This is a genomic window from Paenibacillus curdlanolyticus YK9 (assembly GCF_000179615.1).
Lineage (GTDB): Bacteria > Bacillota > Bacilli > Paenibacillales > Paenibacillaceae > Paenibacillus_T > Paenibacillus_T curdlanolyticus.
In genome coordinates, this window is the sequence record NZ_AEDD01000001.1 from 696,502 (window position 1) to 718,910 (window position 22,409).

Annotated in this window: 19 protein-coding genes and 1 riboswitch; of the genes, 17 read left to right on the plus strand and 2 right to left on the minus strand. The window is 54.0% G+C overall.

Annotated elements, in window-relative coordinates:
* Positions 1 to 14: 14 nt before the first annotated feature.
* Complete coding sequence (locus PAECUDRAFT_RS03270; RefSeq protein WP_006036672.1) at positions 15 to 611, minus strand: biotin transporter BioY; 597 nt, start codon at positions 609 to 611, stop codon at positions 15 to 17.
* Between the two features lie 107 nt (positions 612 to 718).
* Here PAECUDRAFT_RS03270 and PAECUDRAFT_RS03275 point away from each other — a divergent pair, with 107 nt between their 5' ends.
* Genes PAECUDRAFT_RS03275 through PAECUDRAFT_RS03285 form a run of 3 tightly spaced genes read left to right on the plus strand, consistent with a single transcriptional unit; the run spans position 719 to position 4,392 of the window.
* The gene (locus PAECUDRAFT_RS03275; protein WP_006036673.1) at positions 719 to 1,657 is read left to right on the plus strand and encodes an ATP-binding cassette domain-containing protein; all 939 of its coding nucleotides are present in this window, start codon (positions 719 to 721) and stop codon (positions 1,655 to 1,657) included.
* Positions 1,647 to 3,647, plus strand: a complete 2,001-nt coding sequence (locus tag PAECUDRAFT_RS03280) for an ATP-binding cassette domain-containing protein (RefSeq protein ID WP_006036674.1) — start codon at positions 1,647 to 1,649, stop codon at positions 3,645 to 3,647. The genes PAECUDRAFT_RS03275 and PAECUDRAFT_RS03280 overlap by 11 nt, the downstream gene beginning before the upstream one ends.
* A gap of 25 nt (positions 3,648 to 3,672) precedes the next feature.
* On the plus strand, positions 3,673 to 4,392 hold the full coding sequence (locus tag PAECUDRAFT_RS03285; protein ID WP_006036675.1) for a Cthe_2314 family HEPN domain-containing protein: 720 nt from the start codon (positions 3,673 to 3,675) through the stop codon (positions 4,390 to 4,392).
* Positions 4,393 to 4,517: 125 nt separating this feature from the next.
* Here PAECUDRAFT_RS03285 and PAECUDRAFT_RS03290 read toward each other — a convergent pair whose 3' ends face one another.
* Positions 4,518 to 5,717 carry an MFS transporter gene (locus tag PAECUDRAFT_RS03290; RefSeq protein ID WP_006036676.1) on the minus strand — a complete coding sequence of 400 codons (1,200 nt, stop codon included), beginning with the start codon at positions 5,715 to 5,717 and terminating at the stop codon, positions 4,518 to 4,520.
* Positions 5,718 to 5,870: 153 nt separating this feature from the next.
* Here PAECUDRAFT_RS03290 and PAECUDRAFT_RS03295 point away from each other — a divergent pair, with 153 nt between their 5' ends.
* The 14 genes from PAECUDRAFT_RS03295 (at position 5,871) to cobS (ending at position 22,383) form a co-directional block, all read left to right on the plus strand.
* Positions 5,871 to 6,872 carry a DUF4184 family protein gene (locus PAECUDRAFT_RS03295; protein WP_006036677.1) on the plus strand — a complete coding sequence of 334 codons (1,002 nt, stop codon included), beginning with the start codon at positions 5,871 to 5,873 and terminating at the stop codon, positions 6,870 to 6,872.
* A 37-nt stretch (positions 6,873 to 6,909) separates the two neighbouring features.
* The gene (locus tag PAECUDRAFT_RS03300) at positions 6,910 to 8,409 is read left to right on the plus strand and encodes a sensor histidine kinase (RefSeq protein WP_006036678.1); all 1,500 of its coding nucleotides are present in this window, start codon (positions 6,910 to 6,912) and stop codon (positions 8,407 to 8,409) included.
* Complete coding sequence (locus PAECUDRAFT_RS03305) at positions 8,387 to 9,076, plus strand: response regulator transcription factor (protein ID WP_006036679.1); 690 nt, start codon at positions 8,387 to 8,389, stop codon at positions 9,074 to 9,076. Before PAECUDRAFT_RS03300 ends, PAECUDRAFT_RS03305 begins: the two co-directional genes overlap by 23 nt.
* Before the next feature lie 42 nt (positions 9,077 to 9,118).
* Positions 9,119 to 12,259 carry an efflux RND transporter permease subunit gene (locus PAECUDRAFT_RS03310; RefSeq protein WP_006036680.1) on the plus strand — a complete coding sequence of 1,047 codons (3,141 nt, stop codon included), beginning with the start codon at positions 9,119 to 9,121 and terminating at the stop codon, positions 12,257 to 12,259.
* Between the two features lie 157 nt (positions 12,260 to 12,416).
* Positions 12,417 to 12,761 carry a DUF3889 domain-containing protein gene (locus PAECUDRAFT_RS03315; RefSeq protein ID WP_006036681.1) on the plus strand — a complete coding sequence of 115 codons (345 nt, stop codon included), beginning with the start codon at positions 12,417 to 12,419 and terminating at the stop codon, positions 12,759 to 12,761.
* Positions 12,762 to 12,846: 85 nt separating this feature from the next.
* Positions 12,847 to 13,158 carry a rhodanese-like domain-containing protein gene (locus PAECUDRAFT_RS03320; RefSeq protein ID WP_006036682.1) on the plus strand — a complete coding sequence of 104 codons (312 nt, stop codon included), beginning with the start codon at positions 12,847 to 12,849 and terminating at the stop codon, positions 13,156 to 13,158.
* A gap of 155 nt (positions 13,159 to 13,313) precedes the next feature.
* Positions 13,314 to 15,536 (plus strand): heavy metal translocating P-type ATPase, encoded by a 2,223-nt coding sequence (locus PAECUDRAFT_RS03325; RefSeq protein ID WP_006036683.1) that lies wholly within the window; start codon positions 13,314 to 13,316, stop codon positions 15,534 to 15,536.
* A 45-nt stretch (positions 15,537 to 15,581) separates the two neighbouring features.
* Positions 15,582 to 15,802, plus strand: a riboswitch (cobalamin riboswitch).
* A gap of 170 nt (positions 15,803 to 15,972) precedes the next feature.
* Positions 15,973 to 16,983, plus strand: a complete 1,011-nt coding sequence (locus PAECUDRAFT_RS03330; protein ID WP_006036684.1) for an ABC transporter substrate-binding protein — start codon at positions 15,973 to 15,975, stop codon at positions 16,981 to 16,983.
* Position 16,984: 1 nt separating this feature from the next.
* On the plus strand, positions 16,985 to 18,025 hold the full coding sequence (locus PAECUDRAFT_RS03335) for a FecCD family ABC transporter permease (protein WP_040711119.1): 1,041 nt from the start codon (positions 16,985 to 16,987) through the stop codon (positions 18,023 to 18,025).
* Complete coding sequence (locus tag PAECUDRAFT_RS03340) at positions 18,022 to 18,831, plus strand: ABC transporter ATP-binding protein (RefSeq protein ID WP_006036686.1); 810 nt, start codon at positions 18,022 to 18,024, stop codon at positions 18,829 to 18,831. The genes PAECUDRAFT_RS03335 and PAECUDRAFT_RS03340 overlap by 4 nt, the downstream gene beginning before the upstream one ends.
* Before the next feature lie 93 nt (positions 18,832 to 18,924).
* A complete protein-coding gene (gene cobT, locus PAECUDRAFT_RS03345) occupies positions 18,925 to 19,992 on the plus strand; it encodes a nicotinate-nucleotide--dimethylbenzimidazole phosphoribosyltransferase (protein ID WP_006036687.1) in 1,068 nt (355 codons plus the stop codon).
* Positions 19,993 to 20,006: 14 nt separating this feature from the next.
* Positions 20,007 to 20,594 (plus strand): bifunctional adenosylcobinamide kinase/adenosylcobinamide-phosphate guanylyltransferase, encoded by a 588-nt coding sequence (gene cobU, locus PAECUDRAFT_RS03350; RefSeq protein ID WP_006036688.1) that lies wholly within the window; start codon positions 20,007 to 20,009, stop codon positions 20,592 to 20,594.
* Positions 20,591 to 21,580, plus strand: coding sequence for an adenosylcobinamide-phosphate synthase CbiB (cbiB, locus tag PAECUDRAFT_RS03355; RefSeq protein ID WP_006036689.1), 990 nt, complete (start codon positions 20,591 to 20,593; stop codon positions 21,578 to 21,580). The genes cobU and cbiB overlap by 4 nt, the downstream gene beginning before the upstream one ends.
* Positions 21,562 to 22,383: an adenosylcobinamide-GDP ribazoletransferase gene (gene cobS, locus PAECUDRAFT_RS03360; protein WP_006036690.1), complete on the plus strand. Its 822-nt coding sequence runs from the start codon at positions 21,562 to 21,564 to the stop codon at positions 22,381 to 22,383. Before cbiB ends, cobS begins: the two co-directional genes overlap by 19 nt.
* Positions 22,384 to 22,409 lie beyond the last annotated feature (26 nt).

Consider the following 22,409-nt stretch of genomic DNA (forward strand, 5'->3'; position numbering starts at 1 on the left):
GTCCCTGTTTGTTTTTAAAGCGATTGTTGGCGCGAGGCTTGCGGTCTGCTGATCGATAGGAACGGCATAAGCGACATCGTAATCGCGGTTGCTACGACGGCCTTCACCGCATCCAACGGCAGGAATGGATAACATCCAACGGACATTGCTTTGGCAAATGTGAAATCAAGCTTGTGCATCATCCAAGGCACGCCAAGCACATAGCTTGCTAGCGATCCGAACACTTCGAATACGAGGAAAAGAAGGATGATCGTTGCAATGCGGTTAGAAGTGATTCGGCTGTTGATGATTTTGCCAACGAGGTAGCCAATTGCTAACGCTTCTAACGGGAATGCAAGCAAGAATCCGCCTGTCGTACCGGTCATATAGGCAAGGCCGCCTTGTCCATGGAGCAGCGGCAGTCCAGTTGCAGCTAATAGCAGGATGATTGTTATGCTGGCAAACCCGAGTCGTGCGCCGAGAAATGCACCGGCTAGCATGACGGCTAGATTTTGCAGCGTGATGGGAACGGAACTAAAGCTTAAAGGAATTTTGACAGCGCTGAGCGCTACGAAGAGTGCAGCGAACAATGCAGTAAAGACGAGATTTCGGATGGATCGTGATGAATTCATGAGCGGGACACCTTCCTATGAATAATGATATATGTTAACCTATGTATAGTTAACTTGGTTAACAAAAAGAATCATAGCACACGAATGGCGATTTAGGAAGAGGCTGGGTGGTTTTTTTGTATACATATCGTTGGCTGCTGCAAAGCGTAGACGTCATTGGCGCCATGCCTGCTGTTGTGGCTACTGTGGGGGCTCCAGCAGCACAAGAAGCAGCATTGCATAAAGATCGTGTTGTGGATGGAATTTCGCATCCTGGGGAGCGACACTTGTTGCACAATATCAATCTCGCAATTAAACCGGGAGATTGGGTTAATCTTATTGGTTCCAATGGCAGCGGCAAAAGCACGTTGGCGAAAGTCATTGCAGGCTTCGGCCAGCATAAGGTGACAGGCATGTTCGAGTCGTATGTCGGTTCAAACGTAGTTAGCGGATTAAGTGGATTTGCGCCCCTTGTCTCCCAAAATCCAGAGCTTGCGATTGTGGGCATGACGGCTGAGGAAGATGCGATCCTGCTGTTGGAGCAGCTCGGAATACCGGAAGGCGAAATTCCTTCGCGTGTGGCGGATGCGCTGCAGCGGACAGGTCTCGTTTCAATTGCTGACAAACCGATTGGGCAATTGTCCGGCGGGCAAAAGCAGCTGGCTGCCATCGCGGGCTGTATCGCCTCCGGCGCAGACGCTCTCATTCTCGATGAGCCGACCTCGATGCTTGATCCGGACGCCTCCGCGGCTGTTCTCCGAACGGTAAGGGAGCTGAATCGAAGCGGGACGACGGTCATTTGGGTGACGCAGCAGCTTGACGAACTGATCGAAGGCGATCGTGTCGTAGCTTTGATGGATGGACATATCGCTTTTGATGGCGAATCGTCACGGTTTTTTAGCCGTTCCAACGGTGAAGCGGAAAGTGCTTGTGAGCAGGCTGGACTCATCGCGCCTTATCTCGTCCAGACAATCTGGGCCTTGCAGAAGGAAGGGATCGAGCTGGTCCCGTCGATGCCGATTTCGATGCAAGCGTTTGTGAAGGCGGTGGCTGGCTATGGCGAATGAATGGCATATTGAAGGGCTTCATGTCTTTGTAAACGGACTGCATGTCCTCAGAGGAGCTAACGCATCTTTTGCGCCCGGAACAATTACGCTGATGATCGGCCGCAATGGTGCGGGCAAGTCCACCTTGCTTGAGTCAATGGCGGGGCTACGAAGGTCAAGCCAAGGGACGATTGTTTTAGGTGCTGAACCGCTCTGGAACGGGAAAAAGCCCAATCGAGCAGTGCTGCTGCAAACCGGCATTGCGGTTCAACAATCTGCTTCACAATGGTTTTTGCCTACGGTTGAGGCGGAATTTCGGTATACGCTTAAGCCATATCGGCACCTACATGATGCAGGCGCTATTGAGCAAGCAATAGCGTCGGCGTTGCGATCCGTCGGCCTGCCTGCGGATCTTCTGTCGCGAGATCCGAGAATCTTGAGCGGCGGTCAACAAAAAAGGCTTGCAATCGCAATGCTGATCGTAAGCAAGCCGTCATGGCTGCTGTTGGACGAGCCGACAGCAGGCTTGGATAAAGAGGGAACGCTTCAACTATGCGAAGCTCTACAAGCGCATCGTGCAGCGGGCGGCGGAGCTGTCATCGTGACGCATGATCTTGAAGCGCTTCTGCCGCTCGCTGATGCTGTCATCGCCATCGAAGACGGCATCGCCACCGAAGCGATGGCGCCTGAGGCATGGGCGGAGGCGCAGCTGATTCGCGCTGGCATTGAAGCGGCAGGGGGCGAGCAAGCGCGATGGGCGGCTGGCGCAGCTGTGCAGGGAAGCGAACGCAATGGAGCGGGAGCTGGTGAAGCTGCGCGGGAAAGCGAGCGCGAGGAGGCGAGAGCTGGCGCAGCCGCGCGGGAAAGCGAGCGCGATGGAGCGGGAGCTGGCGCAGCCGCGCGGGAAAGCGAGCGCGATGGAGCGGGAGCTGGCGCAGCCGCGCAGGGAGGAGCGAGCGCGCATATTAGCGCGAGCGATGCCGCGCGCAGCGGCACTGGCGCAGCGGCACGGCCGCGCGTGCTGCCGCTGCCGCTGCAAGCCGCCGCGCAGCTGCGCGCGGCCGGCTTCGCCGTGCCGGCGGGCGCCCCATGGGCGCTGCCGCAGGCGCTCGCCGAGGCGCTCGCGCCCGCGCTGACGGCACGCCGCATAGCGGCGGCTGTTGCTGCCGGCGAATCCGCGCCGGCAGCGGGGCGGCATGCCGCCAAGGCGGCTCCTCAGCCGGAGCCGCCGCACTGCGCGCCAGCCCGGCGGCATCCTGCCGGGCCGCGCCATCGATCCGCGCGATTGGACCCGCGCGCGATCATACTGGCGTACATGGTCTTTGCTTCAGCAGTGCTGCTTCAGCAGACCTGGCCAGGGCTGCTCGCGGCAACAGCCCTCGCAAGCCTGTTCGTTTGGCTCCCGCTGCGTGCTGCGATCGCGCCATGGCGCAGAGCAATTGTACTGTATGCGCAAATGGTTGCTATTCTCGTCATCATTGGAGGCGTAAGCTTCGCGCCATTCGGCTTTCACCTCACAGCTGCGCTTAACACTGGATTTAACCTAAGCCAATTGCTCGTTGTGATGGTGCTCGGTTTGCCGATGAGCGCCCTCATGACGCCGCTCCGCTTGCAGCGGGCATTAGAGCAAACCTTCGGCTGGCTTGAGCATCTTCGCATCCCGATTGCCAAACTGGCATTGACCGTTGCCCTTATTTTCCGGTTTATTCCGATGCTTAGCAGCGAATGGGAGCGATTCGCGCGAATTGCGCAAGCCCGCGGCAAGCTGGCTGCACAGCCTGGTAAAGTACCGATGCGGATGATGGTCGCGGTGCTCGCCCCGTTTTTACTCGCAATGCTGCGAGATGCGGAGCAGATGACTGAAGCGCTTGAAGCACGCGGATATGGCCGAATCGATCGGAAGCCGACGAGAGGCCTCGTCGTACGATGGTCGCGCAGCGATACGTACATTTTGCTCATAAGCATAGCTGTATTTTTATGCCTATATGTCATCAACAGGCTGTTTGTCTAACAGCATTCGATGTTGGAGGAAACACATGGAATTTATTAATCTTCATATAGACCAGAGTTATTTGGAGAAAGCAGCATCTTTATTGGGCTTAACGAACTTTCCTTCAACTAACGTCCAGAGCAAGCTAATCGATGCAATAGGCGGAAGTGTTGAGCATTCACAAAAGATGCAGTCCATGATCGATTGGATTGATCTTATTGAAAAGAAATATCGTGAGACAATAACAAGTGTTGTCTATGGGATGGCGCACTTTATCAAACAACAAGAAGAAGGTTTTATTTCCCCGAGTCAGCCGTTTTATGTTCCATCGACTTCGTACTTTACCGAGAATGCTGTAACCAGATCTTTCTCCTTAGCTGAGAAGCTTGCGCAATTAATAAATGTATTCGAGGAGATAGGGGACATGGAGAGCGGCCACAAGAAGTCGGTTTCCTTCAGCAAAATTCGGGAAAAAACAGAGATGGATTTATCTGATTTGCATACTAGTCTGAGCTCTCTAACTACTGAGCGTCATGCTCATACCCATGGCATGACTCCAGAAATAACGAGACATAAAATATCTGATGTGCAAACAGGAAGTATAAATGGAGGGCCGCCAGTCGCATTTATATTTCGCGGTATAGATGAAACTAAATTACCGGTAACGCCCTACCAGCAATTAATACGCTGTAAAGAAGTGATGGATAAGTTCGCGGCAACAATCTCAAAGATCCTTGATGAAATAGAGCAGGATCTTAAGATCTAGACGGGCCAAGACGCTTGCCACGAACCGTGGGGGCTACCAGCACTTCAATAACTACCCGCATCACATGCAAAAAGGCGCCAAGCAGCAAATGCTTGACGCCTTTTTCTATATTCCATTAAGCACAGTCAAGACGGCTCAATCGCGCGATGCTGTTTGCCGCTGCTCCAATAATAGGTTAAGCCAGCAGCTACGATCCCGACTGCGCCCCCTAACCAGAACCCGGAATTAATGCCCCACTGGTCATTCATCCAACCTGCCACGAATGGTCCTGCGAACATCCCCATGGCATATACGGCTTGATAGAAGCCCATCGCGGTAGCGCGCTCGGAGACCGGAGCCTCTCGAATCGCCAAGCTAAGCAGAAGCGGGAACAGCAGTCCCTGCATAAAGCCATTGATCGCTTGCGTAGCAGCCAGCCAACTCAGATTAGGGCTAAAGGCGACGAGCGCTGTCGTGACTGCCCCGAAGCCGAATCCCGCGCGCAGCAGCCGCCATTCGCCGAACTTGTTAAATAAAACGCCTCCCGCGAGCAGGGAAGCAAGGGCATGCGGAATCATAAACGAAAACACAATGCCGGTAAGCAGCCATCCGTTGGCGCCAAGTTCTTTGGCTTTGAGCGGCGTAAAGCCGAACATGGAGATGAACAGCATGGCGTGCGCCATGACCGAGAGCACGGAAGCTCTAACGAGCGTGCGCTGGCGGATGACGCCTTGAAACATCGAGAAGGACAGCTTCGGCATCCGCTTGGAAGCCGCAGGCTTTTCGGGAATCGTCAACGCGATGGGTATGCCGATCACCGCAGCAGCTACGCCTGCCAGGAAGGCTGTGTTCCAGCCGAAGCCGTCTGCGAGCGGAGCGCTGAATGCCATGCCAGTCAATTGGCCAGCAACGGTCATGGCGCTGATTTGTCCCATCGCTTTGGAGGTCTCGCCTTGCGGGAACATGCTGGCGTACATAACGGTGAATGCGGACCATGAAGATGCGCACAGCCCCGCCGTAATTCGTCCTGCGAGCGGCCAACCGGCCCACCCTGGGATCATAAACAAAATGCAGCTTGCTGCTCCGGCAACGAGGCCGAGCACAATGAAGGGTCTGCGCCGTCCTTTTGCATCCGACCAAAGCCCGATAGGGAAGCGGATGAGGAGCTGAACGAAGCCGTAGCTGCCAAGCACGATGCCGATAAACGCTAACGAATACCCAAGCGATGATAAATACGGAGAAAGAATCGGGACGTACATATACATCGACGTCCAGTAGAGCACGGTCATGATGCCGAATCGCACGCGATGCGCGCGTCCATACGAGCTGCTGTTATCTGCTGCCATATTGGTAAGAAACCTCCTTGCTCTTATGCATTTCAATGCTGCTACGTTCACTTTACCGCTTTGGCGGCAGGACTGTCATCCGTTTTGAAAATCTTTTTGCGATTTTCATTCGTTGAGGAATATAATGGGTTTTGGTGAAAAGGAGGGCCTGGTATGCCGTTTACAATGTCTCATCCCGCATTTGCGGTGCCTTTGCGTCGTTTGATGCCGAACTTAAGCGTTGCTGGACTCGTTTTGGGCAGCATGTCGCCTGATCTCGAGTATTTCGTTAATATGGAAGCCCGCGGCACAATTGGCCATCAATTTATCGGATTTATGCTCATTGGGTTGCCTTTATGCATCGCGTTATTTTTCAGCTATGAACGGGTCGTGCGGCCTATGCTGTCCGCATTCGTGCCGCGCTTATTCCATATCAAGCAGTTTGTGCGGGAATGTTATGGGCAGGGGTATCCGTTGTCGCTAGGAGGCTGGCTCCATTTTACGGCAGCTGCGTTTATCGGGTATTTGACTCATATGTTTATGGATGCTTGGACGCATGGCAGCGGGGTGTTTGTTGAGCACTTGCCTGGCTTGACAGCGTCTACGCTTGGCATGCCGTTATTTCAGCTGCTGCAGTTTGCATTCTCCGCCCTCGGGGCATTTTGCATCGCATGGTGGGCGTTATTCGGTTGGATGAATTGGATGGCAAAACACTCATCACAAAAGCGATCTAATAAGCCGACGTTCGCCGGAAATAAGCGTGAACCGTGGGTTTGGCCATGGGCAATACTGATCGGCTTTATTACGATGATCATCAAGCTGCTCTTTTCCGTTGATCCAGGCGATCTAACGCTTTGGTTCGCCGCGCCTTTCTCGGCAGCGGCTCTTGGCATATTCGGTGCCTGCTTGCTTGGCGGCGCCCAGCAGAACGGACAGTTTGGTGCAGGACTCCGATTGGCGGGCCTGTGGCTGGCGCTCCTAGGAGCTCTGAAGTTTGAATTGCACATTTATGTTCTGCATCAGATTGGGATATCGACAACGAGATTGGCGGACTGGATTTTGACGATTTGGGGCTTCGTTGCCGTTATGATAGGGGTATCATTGCGAATGAATCGCATCGTTAATAAATTTGTAAGAATTGGTTTGAAAACCGTTAATAATCGAACGTTATCCTAGTAGAAGATAATACTTAATAACCGTAAGGCGTGATGCTGTGTCAATTCGCGGTAAGCTGCAGGTTGCATTATGGGCCATGGTCATCGTGCCGAACGTGATCATGATCAGTCTAATCGTTCTCTTGTTATATTTTTTGAGCGATCAGACGCTGCATGAATTAATGAACAACGAGAAGAACATGCAATACCGTCAAGCGACGGCGCTTGGCGAGCTATCGTACGTGCTTCGCAATGAGCCGGTCCGAATAGATGCACAATACGTTGAGCAAATGAGGCTGAGACTGGAGCCGCTTTCCGCCGGATTTGTCGTCGAGCAAGAAGGGAAGCCGCCGATCGTGGTTGCCCCTATGCTTAAGAACGGGGCAGAGTCGGACGAATGGAGGAAGCTGTTCACCGAGAACGACAACACGAATATCGGCGGCTACCGCTACCAGATCCATCATTTGAGCATGATTTATCCAGACGGATCGCACGGTTCTGCGGTGTTGTTCAGGCAAGAAGAGACGCTGCCGATCTATTGGAAAGTTCTTGTCCCGCTTATCGTCCTGTTAGCCTTGGTAGCGACGAGTATTTTCTTAACTTATTTGGTGTCGCGAAGCATTATTCGGCCGTTATATTCGCTGAAGCAAGCCGCCGAGCAAATTAGTGAAGGGCGCTTGGACGGCGAAGTCAGGTCTACGACGAAGGATGAGATTGGCGAGCTTGCTGAAGCATTCGACACGATGCGTATTCGGTTGAAAGCATCCATCGAAGAGCGGCTGCAGGATGAGGACAATCGCAAGATGCTGCTGTCGCATATTTCCCATGATTTGAAAACGCCGATCACGGCGATTAAGGGTTATGTGGAAGGCATTCTTGACGGCGTTGCGAATACGGAGGAGAAGCAGGAGAAATATTTGCGGACCGTATACCGGAAGGCGACGGATATGGATCGGCTTATAGATGAGCTGTTCCTGTTCTCAAGGCTCGACATGCATCATGTCGCGTACGATTTTAAACCGATTGATTTGCGGCGGTATCTTGCCCATTACACGGAAGAGCTGCAATTCGAGCTGGAGAAGGAATCGATTTCGCTTGAAACATCGGGCATTGAAGGTCCTCCCCTGATCATCGCTGCCGATCCGGAGAAGCTGGGACGCGTATTCCATAACATTGTAGGCAACAGCATCAAGTATATGGATCGGGATGAGCAGGATGCAGCTTCCCGGCGACTCGTCGCCATCCATGTTTCAGAGAATGAGGCGGAAGCGACCGTCGAAATTCGCGATAATGGCCCTGGCGTACCGCCGGAATCGCTGCCGCTGTTGTTCGATCATTTTTATCGCACCGAGCAATCGAGAAATGTAGAGACAGGCGGAAGCGGGTTAGGGCTTGCGATCGTGAAGCAAATCATGGAAGGGCATGGCGGTGAAGTGCGAGCGAAGCTCCCGGCGGAGGGGGGATTGGTTATCATCGTAACGCTCCGGCGGTGGTCAGAGCTCGACAAGCATGAGACAGCAGGCGGTGATAAGAGCAATGAAGACCATTTTGATTATTGAGGATGAACGTACGATCGCCGAGCTTCAGCGGGATTATCTGGAGAGCCATGGCTATAAGGCAGATATCGAAGGCAGAGGCGATACCGGCTTGCGCAGAGCGCTCGACGGGCAATATGATCTGATTATTTTGGATCTCATGCTGCCGAATACGGATGGGTTCGAGATTTGCCGGCGCATCCGGCAAGAAGCGGATATACCGATTATTATGATTTCAGCCAAAAAGGAAGAGATCGATAAAATTCGCGGCCTTGGGCTCGGAGCTGATGATTATATGACGAAGCCGTTCAGCCCGAGCGAGCTGGTCGCCCGCGTCAAAGCCCATTTGGCCCGATATGATCGTCTCACCGGCGACAGTCGGGAAGCTCGCGAATCGCTGACGATTCGCGGATTGACGATTAACAAGCTGACCAGGCAAGTGAACATTCGCGATCAGGATATGCTGCTAACGAGCAAGGAATTCGATTTGCTGCTGCTGCTTGCTACCCATCCGAATCGCGTATTTACGAAGGAAGAGCTGTTCGAGCGCGTTTGGGGGCTGGAATCCGTTGGCGAGAGCTCGACGGTTACGGTCCACATTCGCAGGCTCCGCGAGAAGATTGAACTGGACCCGTCCAATCCCCAATACATCGATACGGTGTGGGGCGTAGGATACCGGCTCAAGGTGTAGCAATGAAACGCATATAGATTATTTAGAAGGAGTGGACATGCTTTGCGAAGTCTAATAAAGTTCTCATTGAATAACAAGTTTGCCCTGTGGATCATGACGATTATTGTCCTGTTAGCAGGCATTTTCTCCGGCACGCAGATGAAAATGGAGACGCTGCCTGACATCACGATCCCGATTGTGAGTGTCAATACGGTGTATCCAGGCGCTGCGCCCGAAGAGGTAATGGAGAATGTTACCAAGCAGATCGAGCAGCATACGCGCAATCTCGAAGGCGTGAAGATGGTAACGTCGACCTCGATGGAGAATGTTTCGTCTGTCGTGATCGAATACGATTTTAGCATGGATATGGAGAAGGCAAAGGCATCGGTTAGCGAAGCGCTCAGCGGGTTGAAATTCCCGGATGGCGTAGAGCAGCCGGATATCACGCGCATTAGCTTAAACGCATTCCCTGTTTTGTCTCTTAGCGCGGCGAACAAAGATTTGTCGCTGGAGCAGCTGACGAAGCTCGTTGAGTCTGAAGTCGTGCCTTCGATTGAAGGCGTGGAAGGCGTTTCATCCGTACAAATTACAGGCCAGCATGTCAAATCGGCCGAATTAACCTTTAAGCAAGACAAGCTGCAGCAATACGGCTTAACGGAAGATCTTGTGAAAGGCATTATTCAAGGTTCTGCTGTATCCGCGCCGCTTGGGCTGTTCACCTTCGGCAACGAGGAGAACACAATCGTCGTAGACGGCAACGTTTGGACGGAAGAGGATCTCAAAAATATTCAAATCCCAGTCGTCCCAGCCGGTGCTGGCGCAGGCGCAGCAGCAGGCGGCAATGCAGCACCTGGCCAGTCCACCAATGTCGCTCCTGCGACGAATGCGGCAACCAAAATCGAACTGCCGACGGTGAAGCTGTCTGAGATTGCTGATCTTAACGTAGTAGGCAAGGCCTCGTCGATCTCCCGTACGAACGGCGAAGACGCAATCGGCATCTCGGTCGTAAAAGCGGCAGATGCGAATACGGTTGATGTCGTCAACAACGTAAAGGATCAAATCAAGAAGCTGATGGACGATAACAAAGGCCTGTCGATCGTAACGGCGCTAGACCAAGGCAAGCCGATCGAACAGTCCGTGAACACGATGCTGAGCAAAGCGTTCGTCGGTGCTGCATTTGCAATCGTGATTATTTTGATCTTCCTGCGCGATATTCGTTCGACAGTAATCGCTGTCGTATCGATTCCGCTTTCCATCTTCATCGCATTGCTGATTTTGAATCAAATGGACGTCACGCTTAATATTATGACGCTAGGCGCGATGACCGTCGCGATCGGCCGGGTCATTGACGACTCGATTGTCGTGATCGAGAACGTGTATCGCCGGATGTCGCTCTCCTCGGAGAAGCTGACGGGCAAGCAGCTTATTCTGGAATCGACGCGTGAAATGTTCGTGCCTATTCTGGCCTCGACCATCGTAACGATCGCCGTATTCCTGCCAATGGGCTTCGTGTCAGGCGCAATCGGTCAGATCTTCATGCCATTTGCGTTGACGATCGTATTCTCCTTATTGGCTTCCTTATTGGTCGCAATCACGGTTGTGCCGATGCTGGCGCATATGATGTTCCGCAAAGGGCTCAAAAATGCGAAGCATCATGAAGATAAGCCAGGCCGTCTGGCTGGCCAATACCGTCGTTTGCTGCGCTGGACGCTTGACCATAAGCTGATTACGTCGCTGCTCGCGATCGTGCTCCTCGTAGGCAGCTGCATGCTCACGCCATTGATCGGCTTCAGCTTCCTTCCTTCCGAAGGCGAGAAGACGATGATGATTACGTACAACCCTGCACCGGGCGAAACGCTGGAGCAGGTGAAAGACATGGCGACCAAAGCCGAGAAGGAACTCGTAGGCCGTAAAGACGTTGAGCTGATGCAATATACGGTTGGCGGAAGCGGCAATCCGTTCAGCCCGGGCGCATCGAAGCAAGGCCTTGTGTATCTGACGTATGACGAGAAGACGAAAAACTTCGAAGACGAAAAAACAGCTGTTGTCGATTTGTTGAAAGGTCTAGGCGGCCAAGGCGAATGGAAGCAGCAGGACTTCTCCGGCGGCGGCATCGGCGGAAGCGGTTTATCGCTGATCGTATATGGCCCGGATATGGAGACGCTGCAGACGGTTGTGAAGGACATTGCCGACAAATGGCGCACGAACAAAGACTTAACGAATGTGGATACAAGCTTGAGCGAGACGTACAAACAGTACCGCCTCGTAGCCGATCAGGCCAAATTGAGCCAATACGGCCTAACGGCTGGACAAGTGGCAATGGCTCTGGCGCCAGTTCGCCAGCAGCCGCAGCTGACCACAATCGAGAAGGACAGCGAGAAGCTGAGCGTCTACGTTCATGTGGATGAGAAGACGTACAGCAGCATCTCGGATCTCGAAAATGAAAAGCTCATGTCGCCTGCCGGCTTCCCAGTCACGTTGAAAGACGTCGTGAAAGTCGAAGAGGGCACGTCTCCGAATACCATCACGCGCCGCGATGACAAGGTTTATGCGGAGGTAACGGCCGATGCGAAGGCGGCGGACCTGTCTAAGGTATCCACTAATATTCAAAAAGAGCTGGATACGATGAAGCTGCCAGCTGGCGTAACGACCGAGATGGGCGGAGCGACGCAGGACATGAACGAAGCGTTCTCGCAGCTGATTCTTGCGATGCTTGCCGCTGTCGCAATCGTATACTTGGTGCTCGTCATTACATTCGGCGGCGCGCTTACGCCGTTCACCATTTTATTCTCACTGCCATTTACGGTAATCGGCGCGTTCGTCGGCTTGTATATTGCTGGCGAAACAATCAGCGTCACGGCGTTGATCGGCATGCTCATGCTGATCGGCATCGTCGTAACGAATGCCATCGTATTGATCGACCGCGTTATTCAGAAGCAGCGTGAAGGCCTCGCAGTTCGTGACGCTTTGCTCGAAGCAGCAGGCACGCGCCTGCGTCCGATTCTGATGACAGCGATCGCCACGATTGGCGCATTGCTCCCGCTGGCGCTCGGCTTCGAATCCGGCGGCTTGATTTCCAAAGGATTGGGCATTACCGTCATCGGCGGCCTAACAAGCTCGACGCTGCTCACGTTGATTTTCGTGCCGATGGTTTATGAGCTCATTAATCGCAAACGCAAATTCAAGGACGCTACTGCCGAATAGGTTGTCGTTTGGCGGTTTGGCGATCCGACTGTAATAAAGGTGTCTCTCCGTCATGCTCCATGATGGAAGAGGCACCTTTTTTTGCGAACGGAGGAATCGGGAATAAAGCGAGGCTTCCAGTCGAAACCTAAGCAGGGAGAGGCAAGGAGGGAAAAATATGCGCACCGTTCACTTGCTCGTTTCTTTAGCAATAGGCAGCTTGCTCATGTTCGTACTGCCACCAAGCACGCTTAATGAGTCGTTAGCCGCAGCTTCTGCACAGAACCAGCCCGAGTACGCCAAGTTCGGTCGGATCGCCGTCCAGACAGCTATTCAACAGCAGCAGGCAGAAGTGATTGATTATTTATATCAAGGAAAATTTCCGGCAAGCGCGACCGTAACCGAATATCGGTTCCGATTATGGATGCGTAAGGATGGTCGAGAATATGGACTTATTGCACACGTATTCGTTAACAATTCGACGGGGCAGCAGCAGCGGATCGAGCTGGAAGTTTTGCGTTGATATGACGCTGCTCTGCTGGACATGGACCGCAGCCACCATGTACAATTTGGTAGAGAAATTTTGAAATGGCTGGAGGAGATTATAGATGTACGCAGAGATTGGAACCGATGAGCTGTTGCAAAAGCTAGAGGCGGGCGAGAAGCTTCACCTCGTCGATGTCCGCGAAGCGGATGAATGGCAGGATGGCCATATTGAGCAGGCGATTAGCTTGCCGCTTTCCACATTGCCTGCTCGACTAGGCGAGCTGACGGAAGGCGAAGAGCCGTTTTACCTCATTTGCCGCAGCGGCAACCGCAGCGGAAGAGCCTGCGAATATTTGGCGACGCAAGGATACCAAGTCATTAATGTGGCGGGCGGCATGCTGAATTGGCAGGGGAAAGTCGCTGTAGGCGAATAACCGAATAGCATACACCGAAATCCCTCGCAGCTGTTGGCGTAAACGCCAGTTGATGCGAGGGATTTTTGGCATGCAGACAAGATAGACATGCTCGCGTACTCGTCCACATACAATGGAGGTGGAAGCTATGAGCATCTGAAGGAGGGAAGTCCTCCGTGCGTATACGAGGAGATTTGGTATCGGTCGATTTGAGAATCGGAGGCATGCATTGCTCGGCGTGTGCAGCTCGGATTGAGAAGTCAGTAGGACGGATGCCGGGCGTTCGACAGGCTGCTGTCAGCTATGCTTCGCGTTCGGCATGGGTCGTGTATGAGCCGGAGCAGCAATCGACGGAATCGATTCAGACGGTGATCAGCAAAATCGGCTTCCAATCGGCGACTGCCGGGAAGGCGAGCTTTGATCATCAGGAGCGACGCGCGTTGTTGCTTCGACTTGTGCTGTCAGCGCTGCTGACCTTGCCTTTGATCTGGACGATGGGGCATCATGTTGCGTGGCTGTCCTTTTTGCCGGTTCCCGACATTCTTATGAATAAGTGGCTGCAGCTTGGTCTGGCAACGCTGATTCAGCTCGTTCCAGCGGCTCCTTTTTATTACGGGGCTTATTATGCGCTTCGACAGCGATCAGCAAACATGGACGTACTCGTAGCAATTGGCACGACAGCCGCTTACTTGTACAGCCATTACATGGTTTTTCGTGGCGGTGGGAACGATGGGACAGCACCGTTATATTTTGAAACCTCTGCGGTCGTCATTACGGCGGTGCTGCTTGGCAAATGGATCGAAGCAAGCGCTGCAAGGCGGACGGCGGCGGAGCTGGATGGTTATGGTGCGCTGCAGCCCACTCAGGCAACGGTTATGGTCGGTAGCGAGTCCGTTGATAGGCTAACGACAGAACTTCGTGCAGGCGACCAGATCCGTGTCGAAGCGGGTGAACGGTTTCCGGCAGACGGCTTGTTAGTCAGTGAATCCGCAGAGGCGGATGAATCGCTCTTAACCGGAGAAAGCAGGTCGGTAGCGAAGCGCAGGGGGGAGCGCATCTATGCAGGAACGCTGAATTTGCGCGAGGCAGCCGTTTTGACAGTCCAATCGGCTGGTGACATGACTGCGCTCCATCGCTTATCTGCGATGATGCGCGAGGCGCTGGCTTCCAAAACGTCGGTTCAACGTAAAGCAGACCGGTTGGCCGGCATTTTCGTTCCGATCATGCTGCTGCTTGCTGCGGTGACGTTTTTCATCTCCTATGGATGGCTTACTGCGGGAAATGCAGAGGCTGCGTTTATACGCTCGCTTGCCGTGCTGCTTGCCGCATGCCCATGTGCGCTAGGCTTGGCGACGCCGCTTTCTTTGGCAGCAGCAGCCGCTTTTCTGTCCAAGAGAGGGATCGTATTCAAGCAGGCGGATGCGCTCGAGTCGCTCGCTAAAGTGAGGGCCGTTGTCTTCGACAAAACCGGAACGCTTACGGAAGGCAGAGCAAGCATTGCAGCCATTTGCTCGCCCTCCCTGCATCCAGCCGCGCTTCTGCGTATGGCAGCAGCCGCTGAAGCGCATGCGACCCATCCCTATGCTGCGGCGATTAGAGAAGCTGCCATGAAGCAGCATGGCATGCTGCAGCCTCATGAGCAGCCGGCAGCTTCGCAGGAGGAATCGACGGGCGGCGTATCAATCAGCTTGAGCGGGTCTACAGTCGCTGTGGGAGGTAAGCAGTTTGCGATGGAGAAAGGCTGGACGATTGGTGCAGCGATCACGATGTTTGCAGAGGAGCGGGAGAAGCGGGGAGAAACGGTCTGGTATGTTGCACGCGAAGGGCATTGCGAAGGCGCGTTGGCATTGGCTGACCGGATTCGACCCGATGCAGCAGCTGTGGCAGCGAAGCTCCATTCAGCGGGCATTCATGTGGCGCTAGCAACAGGGGATCGGCAAGCCGCTGCCAAGGCAGTCGGCGGATTAACGCGAATAGCCGATGTGAGGTCAGCGCTTCGGTCGGAGCAGAAGGTCGAGCTCATACGATCGCTTCAACGCAAGCATAAAGCCGTTGCGATGATAGGGGATGGCTGGAACGATGCGCCTGCGATTGCAGCGGCTGATGTGGGCTTCGCAATCGGCGGCGGTGCGGAGGCAGCGATGGGTGCCGGACAGATTGCGTTAGTGCATGGCCGTCTATCCGGCGTAACGGATGCGATGACAGCAAGCCGATTGACGATGAACAATGTTCGGCAAAATATTACGCTGGCATTTCTCTATAATGCGGCAGTCATCCCAAGTGCTGCGCTTGGCAAGCTGGAGCCCTGGATGGCTGGTACTGCAATGGCGCTTAGCTCCTTATCGGTCGTCGGCAATTCGATTCGGCTGCGCTTGCAGCTGCGGAAGTCTTGTGAATGATAGACAAATGATAGCGACGATGATATAGTAACAACAGAAAAATTGGAATATGAAATGCGAGAAGGTGCTTTTTGCTTCGTTCCTATCGAATGAAGGGAAGGCTTAATAGGGAAGTCCGGTGAAAATCCGGCACGGACCCGCCACTGTAAAGAAGCGTTCGCCGACAAGGCGGACAACCGCATCGGCAATCGTCACTGGGCATTCCCGGGAAGGCGCCGAATCAGCGGACTTCAAGTCAGGAGACCTGCCTGCTCGGTAACGCTACGCCCTACGTGGAGTTAGGGAAGGTGTTGGATTAGCGCTCGCGCGCCTTGTAAGGCCGCCTCTGAATGAGGCAAGCTTTGCGGGACGCCATTGTTCTCTGGAACAGAAGCATTTCCGACCCTTGAGTCGGAAATGCTTTTTTATTTATTTAAAGGAACTAGGGGGATTTGACATGATTCGCGATTCAAAATGGTTGGCAGGGATGAAGCGTTTGTCCTTGCTTGCAGCAGTGCTCATGTTGGCGCTGCTTGCCGCTTGCGGCAGCAACACCAAGTCGGAGGCAGAAAAGGCGCCGGCCACGCAAGAAACGGCATCGACGGATGCGGGAAGCAAAGAACCAGCACAGGATGAGCAAACACCAGCAACGACGGTATATCCGTTAACGGTGAAGGATGACTCCGGTACGGAGCTGACGTTTAACGAAGCGCCTAAACGCATCGTGTCGCTGCTGCCGAGCGAAACGGAAACGGTGTTCGCGATCGGGGCGGGCGACCGTGTCGTTGGGGTAGATGAGAACAGCAACTATCCAGAGGAAGCGACGAAGCTGGAGAAGGTTGGCGATATGACGTCCAACATCGAGAAAATCGTTGCACTTAAGCCCGATCTCGTTCTGGCATCGGTTTCGATGAACGCGCAGGCGATTGAGCAACTCCGCGGGCTGAAGCTGAATGTGTACGCAACGGAGCCCAAAACGTATGAGGCCGTTGTAGCGAAAATCCGCAATATTGGCAAAGTGCTCGATTTGCAAAAAAGCGCGGCAGATACGGCATCTCACATGGAGCAGGTAAAGGCTGAAGTGATCGACAAAGTGAAATCAGCCAAGAAGCCTAAAGTACTTCTTGAATTCTCGCCAGGCTACACGGTTGGCAAAGGCGAGTTTTTGGACGAGCTAGTTACGCTTGCGGGCGGAGAAAACATTGCGACTGGCAATGGCTGGTATCAGTTTGATGCCGAGCAGATCGTGAAGAGCAACCCGGATGTGATCGTTTATTCCTCGTGGTTCGAGTCGCCGAATGCGATTCTTGAAGGCATTAATGCCCGTCCGGCTTGGAAAGCAATCGATGCAGTCAAAAACAACCGTCTCGTTGAAGTGCCAGCAGATCCGCTGTCCCGAGTAGGCCCGCGCTTGGCAGATGGCCTGCAATCGTTGGCTAAAGCCATTCATCCGGAATTGTTCCAATAACATGAGACTTCGATACGTCCTATATGGAGGAGCTGCGATGCTCCTCCTTGTTGGTTCTATCGGGGTTTGCTTGTCGATCGGATCTGCTGGCTTATCGGTGTTTGACGTATGGGGAATTATGCTCCATTGGACGACGGGCATCCAATTAGGCAGGACGGAATGGCCAGAGTCCGATGTTGCCATTGTCACCCAGCTTCGTTTATCCCGCGTGCTGCTGGCTATCCTCGTCGGGGCATGTCTCGCGACTGCGGGCACAGGCTTCCAAGGCGTTCTGCGCAATCCATTGGCGGACCCTTACACGCTCGGCGTCGCATCTGGTTCATCTGTTGGGGCGGCTTTTCTGATTTTGTTCGGATTCCAATCGTTCATCGGCATGTGGTCGATTCCAATCGTTTCTTTCGTTACAGGGGTTGTGACTCTATTAGGTGTGCTGGCGCTTGCCCGTTCGCGCGGGACGATGAATATTGAGACGCTTGTGCTGGCAGGCGTCATCGTACAGTCTTTCCTCGGGGCATTCGTATCGTTTATGGTATCCATGTCTCAAGGTGTCGTAAACCAGATCTTATTCTGGCTGATGGGAAGCTTAGCGCTTCGCAGCTGGGAGCATGTCTATATGGTGCTGCCGTTTCTATGCATTGGGCTTCCGCTTATTTTGATGAATGCGCAGCGGCTCAATTTATTCGCATATGGAGAGCGGCATGCCGCGCATCTCGGCGTCCATGTCGAGCGCACGAAGCTGATTGTGCTCATTGCTTCGACGTTGCTGACAGCCGCTGCCGTATCGGTTTCAGGCGTAATCGGCTTTGTTGGCCTCGTCGTACCGCATTTGCTGCGTCTGCTTACAGGTCCGGACTATCGGCTGCTCGTCCCATTGTCCGCTATCTGCGGAGGTATCTTCGTCCTTTGGGCCGATACGGTCGCTCGAATGGCGCTTAGTCCGCGGGAGATTCAGCTTGGAATCGTGACGGCAATCGTAGGCGCGCCATTCTTCGCTCTGCTGCTCTATAGAAGGAAGCTTGGCCGAGGAGGGCTGGGTTCATGATTGAAGCGATTAAACTGGGTCGTACGGTGGATGGCATCTCATTGTTAAGTGAGATATCTTTCTCATATGCTGCACCGGGAATATATGGTATTATCGGACCTAATGGTGCTGGAAAAACCTCGCTGCTGCGGCTATTATCCGGCGTTGACCGGCCTACCTCAGGGGAAATTCTGCTCGACGGTAAGCCGATTGCCGATTATCCGCGCAAAGCGTTGGCGAGAAAGATGGCAGTTCTTCAGCAAGGCGGACTTCCGCCGGTTGGATATTCCGTGGAAGAAACGGTGGCATTAGGCCGATATCCCTATCAGGGCTGGTTCGGAGACGAGCAGGAGGATGCGAAGCCGATCATCGAGGATGCATTGACTAGGATGGGGCTGTCCCATCTGCGGAACCGTTCCGTGGATCAACTGAGCGGGGGGGAACGTCAGCGCGCAGCATTGGCGCAGGTTATGGTTCAGAAGCCGCAAATATTGCTGCTGGACGAGCCAACCACTTATCTCGATATCGGCTACCAGCTGCAGCTGCTCGATACCGTTGCACAATGGCAGCAGGAGCAGTCTTTAACGGTAATCGCGGTGCTGCATGATTTGAACCTGGCGGCCCTTTATTGCGACCACTTGCTCGTGATTAAAGATGGCAGCCTATATGGTGCGGGTACGCCTAAGCAAATCGTAACGCGCGAGCTTGTTCGCGACGTGTATGGCGCTGAGGCGGATATCATCCCGCATCCTGATGGCGGTGCTCCGCAAATTATGCTTCGGCCGAAGCTCATCGCTTCGCGGAATCGGATTTTAATAAACGTATAGTGCTGCAGATCCTGCTTATGGGATTGATTCGGGAACGACGAATGAGATTCGTCGTTCTTCTATTGTTCAACTGAAGAGAGGGGTAAGGAAAGAATGGTACAAAGCAATCTATGCACGCAGTTCGCGCATGAAATCGGACGAATTCGACCGCTTGACGATGAGGCGATGCGCATGACGGATGTTCGCCTAGGAAACTTGACGAAACCGCCTGGCAGCTTGGGCAAACTGGAGGACATTGCTCGTCAGCTTGCGGGCATCACTGGAGAAGTAGATCCTGACCTGTCGCGTAAAGCGATTATCGTCATGGCAGCGGATCACGGCGTATGTGCGGAAGGCATTAGCGCGTTTCCTGCTGATGTAACCCCGCAAATGGTAATGAACTTCTTGTCTGGCGGAGCAGCAGTAAATGTGCTGGCTAAACAGGCTGGGGCTGACGTTGTTTGCGTCGACATTGGCGTGAATGCGGAATTGGAGCATCCGGACTTGTACGCGCGCAAGCTGATGCATGGCACGAACAACATGGCGCAAGGACGTGCCATGGAGCATGATACGGCTGTACAAGCCCTTCTGACTGGCATCGAACTCGTAGAAACGCTGTGGAACAAAGGCTATCGCCTGTTTGCGACAGGCGAGATGGGCATCGGCAATACGACGGCAAGCGCTGCTGTAATGTCCGTATTGACGGGCTGCTCGCCAGAGGAAGCAGCTGGACGCGGAACTGGCATAGATGACGCAAGGCTTGCGCATAAGATCGAAGTTATTCGCCGTTCCATTGCCATTAATGAACCGAATGTTGAAGATCCGTTTGATGTGCTGGGCAAAATCGGGGGACTGGAGATCGCAGGATTGGCAGGCGTTATTCTTGGCGCGGCAGCTCGCCGCTGTCCCGTTGTCATCGATGGCTTTATCTCCTCGGCAGCAGCGCTTATCGCTGCCAGAATGGCGCCAGATGCTGTGCAGTATATGATCGGATCGCATTTGTCGAATGAACAGGCGCATAAGAAGCTGCTAGATGCGATCGGCCTTGCGCCTGTCATTCATCTGGATATGCGCTTAGGCGAAGGGACTGGCGCGGCACTCTGCTTCCATCTGATTGAAGCGGCCCAGCGGCTGCTGAGAGAGATGGCTACATTCGACAGCGCGGGCGTTTCCCGAGGCTAATAGGAGGGAGCACGTTGGCTTATCTAATTACTGGCGGCGCACGCAGCGGAAAAAGCTTGTTCGCAGAGCAGTATGCGTCCCGGCTTGCATCACGAGGCATATATATCGCCACATCACGCGTGTCCGATGACGAAGAAATGCGGCATCGGGTGACGCTTCATCAGCAGCAGCGCGAGCAAGCAGCCTTTCGCTGGGAGACACTGGAAGAGCCGGATCAGCTTGCGCTTAAGCTCGATGAAATTGGCAGTATGGCGGATCAACGTCAGCGCGAGGGGGAGAGCCCGCCTGTCGTGTTGGTCGACTGCCTCACCCTATGGCTGACGAACCGGCTGTTGATCCATGAAGCATCTCCACCGGAGATGCTGGAGGCGGAGGTGAGCCGGCTTGTCGAGTCGATCGCTGCTTACCGTCATCCGCTGCTGCTTGTCACGAATGAGGTCGGAAGCGGGATCGTGCCTGCATATCCGCTCGGTAGGACATTCCGAGATGCAGCTGGTCGAATGAACCGAATGCTGGCTGAGCGGTGCGAGCGTGTTTTTCTCGTCGTAAGCGGCATCCCCGTCGACCTTAAGCGGATTGCATTCACGTGGGACGAGCTATGATTGGACTCGGTTATACGTGGTCGGAGCTGCTGGCTATGTCCGCGGCGGCGATCGTCGTGGATCTGTTGATTGGCGATCCCAAGTGGCCGACGCATCCTGTCATCCGAATTGGGCAATGGATCAGCTGGATGGAAGGGCGGCTGAGGCGCAACGAATCTCAGTGGGCGACCCCTTCCCGTATTCGGGCAAGGGGTATCGTGCTGACCTTAACGACGGTAACGCTTGCATTTGCAGTTATGATGGCAGTGATAGCAATTGCCAATTGGATTCATCCTTGGGCAGGGTATGCGGTAAGCATTTGGTTTATCTCCACTACGATTGCTGTCAAAGGGCTAAAGGATGCGGCAATGCTCGTATTTCGGCCGCTTGCCCGGGGCGACTTGGCTGAAGCGAGAAAGTATGTGGGCTATATTGTAAGCAGAGATACGCAGCAGCTTAGCGAGCAGCAAGCCGTACGAGCGGCAGTCGAGACGGTGGCTGAGAATACGGTGGATGCGTTCCTTTCGCCGCTTATTTTTGCATTGCTGGGCGGTGCGCCGCTTGCAATGGCTTATCGAGCGGCGAACACCTTGGATTCGATGGTTGGCTATCGCAACGAGCGGCATTTGCATTTTGGATGGAGCTCCGCGCGGCTTGACGATGTGCTGAACTATGTTCCGGCACGCCTTAGCGCGATTATTATGCCGATAGCGGCAATGCTCCTTCCTAGGATGTCGGCAACTCGTGCATGGAAGGCGATAGCGGAATTTGCGAAGAAGCATCCCAGCCCGAACAGCGGCATACCGGAATCAGCTGCTGCTGGCGCGCTCGGCATCGAGCTGGGCGGGATCAATCACTATTTTGGCCATAGCAGTGAACGGGCTAGAATGGGCTGGCCGCTGCGACCGCTGGAAGCAAGCGATATTCCGCAGACAGTAAAGCTGCTCTATATGAGCTGCGGGCTAATGATGATAGGAGTGTTGGGCCTATGGTGGGCCGTTCATTAAAACAGAGCGTGCAAGGATTGATCGCCGCGATTCAATTTCTGACGCGCATTCCGATTCCGGTGCAAGTGCCGTTTGATCCGCCTACGCTGGCGCGCAGCTTGATCGCTTTTCCTTTTGCAGGGCTGCTCATCGGATTGTTAACTGGCGGCGGCGCAGCGCTGCTGCAGCTGCTTCATACACCGATGATTAGCGCGGCGCTTCTGCTGGCTTGGTGGATTGTATTAACCGGCGGGCTTCATCTTGACGGCTGGATGGATACGGCAGACGGCCTGCTTAGCGGACGCTCGCGCGAGCGGATGCTGGATATTATGAAAGACAGCCGAGTTGGCGCTATGGGCGTCATTGCCGGGTTTGTGCTCATGCTTGTGAAGTTCGCGGCATTATTCACCCTCTTCGAACGAACGGCTGTTGACCAGCTATATCCATTTGCGCTGTTGTCGCTGGCTCCTGTGTGGAGCCGCTGGTGGATGACGGTTGCCATAACGCGATGGCCGTTTGCCCGCGAGGGAGGGCTTGCTGCGCTGTTCCAGCAAGCAGGCAAGAAGCATATAGCTGGCGCAGCCATTATTGCACTCGGCAGCACAACGCTGATGCTTGAGCTCGCGATTAAGTTTGGCATGGATCGATCTTGCGCTTGGCTGTATGCAGCGATTCTAGTAGCGGCCACACTTGTCTTTGGCGGAATGATGGCAAGATGGATGAGCAGCAAGCTTGGCGGCTTAACCGGCGATACGTACGGGGCAATGAATGAGGGGCTGGAAGCGCTATGGATTGTGGTCGTAAGCTGGTTGTTTTTAGCGTGAGCTGATAAACAAGAAGGAGGACGAAC

What these genes read in the sequence shown, in the direction of transcription:
- PAECUDRAFT_RS03285 (WP_006036675.1), top strand. Translation starts at nt 3,673, where the DNA reads ATGGAATTTATTAATCTTCATATAGACCAGAGTTATTTGGAGAAAGCA.
- PAECUDRAFT_RS03305 (WP_006036679.1), top strand. Translation starts at nt 8,387, where the DNA reads ATGAAGACCATTTTGATTATTGAGGATGAACGTACGATCGCCGAGCTT.
- PAECUDRAFT_RS03335 (WP_040711119.1), top strand. Translation starts at nt 16,985, where the DNA reads ATGAGACTTCGATACGTCCTATATGGAGGAGCTGCGATGCTCCTCCTT.
- PAECUDRAFT_RS03295 (WP_006036677.1), top strand. Translation starts at nt 5,871, where the DNA reads ATGCCGTTTACAATGTCTCATCCCGCATTTGCGGTGCCTTTGCGTCGT.
- cobT (WP_006036687.1), top strand. Translation starts at nt 18,925, where the DNA reads ATGGTACAAAGCAATCTATGCACGCAGTTCGCGCATGAAATCGGACGA.
- PAECUDRAFT_RS03315 (WP_006036681.1), top strand. Translation starts at nt 12,417, where the DNA reads ATGCGCACCGTTCACTTGCTCGTTTCTTTAGCAATAGGCAGCTTGCTC.
- PAECUDRAFT_RS03320 (WP_006036682.1), top strand. Translation starts at nt 12,847, where the DNA reads ATGTACGCAGAGATTGGAACCGATGAGCTGTTGCAAAAGCTAGAGGCG.
- PAECUDRAFT_RS03330 (WP_006036684.1), top strand. Translation starts at nt 15,973, where the DNA reads ATGATTCGCGATTCAAAATGGTTGGCAGGGATGAAGCGTTTGTCCTTG.
- PAECUDRAFT_RS03340 (WP_006036686.1), top strand. Translation starts at nt 18,022, where the DNA reads ATGATTGAAGCGATTAAACTGGGTCGTACGGTGGATGGCATCTCATTG.
- PAECUDRAFT_RS03270 (WP_006036672.1), bottom strand. Translation starts at nt 611, where the DNA reads ATGAATTCATCACGATCCATCCGAAATCTCGTCTTTACTGCATTGTTC.
- PAECUDRAFT_RS03290 (WP_006036676.1), bottom strand. Translation starts at nt 5,717, where the DNA reads ATGGCAGCAGATAACAGCAGCTCGTATGGACGCGCGCATCGCGTGCGA.
- PAECUDRAFT_RS03280 (WP_006036674.1), top strand. Translation starts at nt 1,647, where the DNA reads ATGGCGAATGAATGGCATATTGAAGGGCTTCATGTCTTTGTAAACGGA.
- cbiB (WP_006036689.1), top strand. Translation starts at nt 20,591, where the DNA reads ATGATTGGACTCGGTTATACGTGGTCGGAGCTGCTGGCTATGTCCGCG.
- cobS (WP_006036690.1), top strand. Translation starts at nt 21,562, where the DNA reads ATGGTGGGCCGTTCATTAAAACAGAGCGTGCAAGGATTGATCGCCGCG.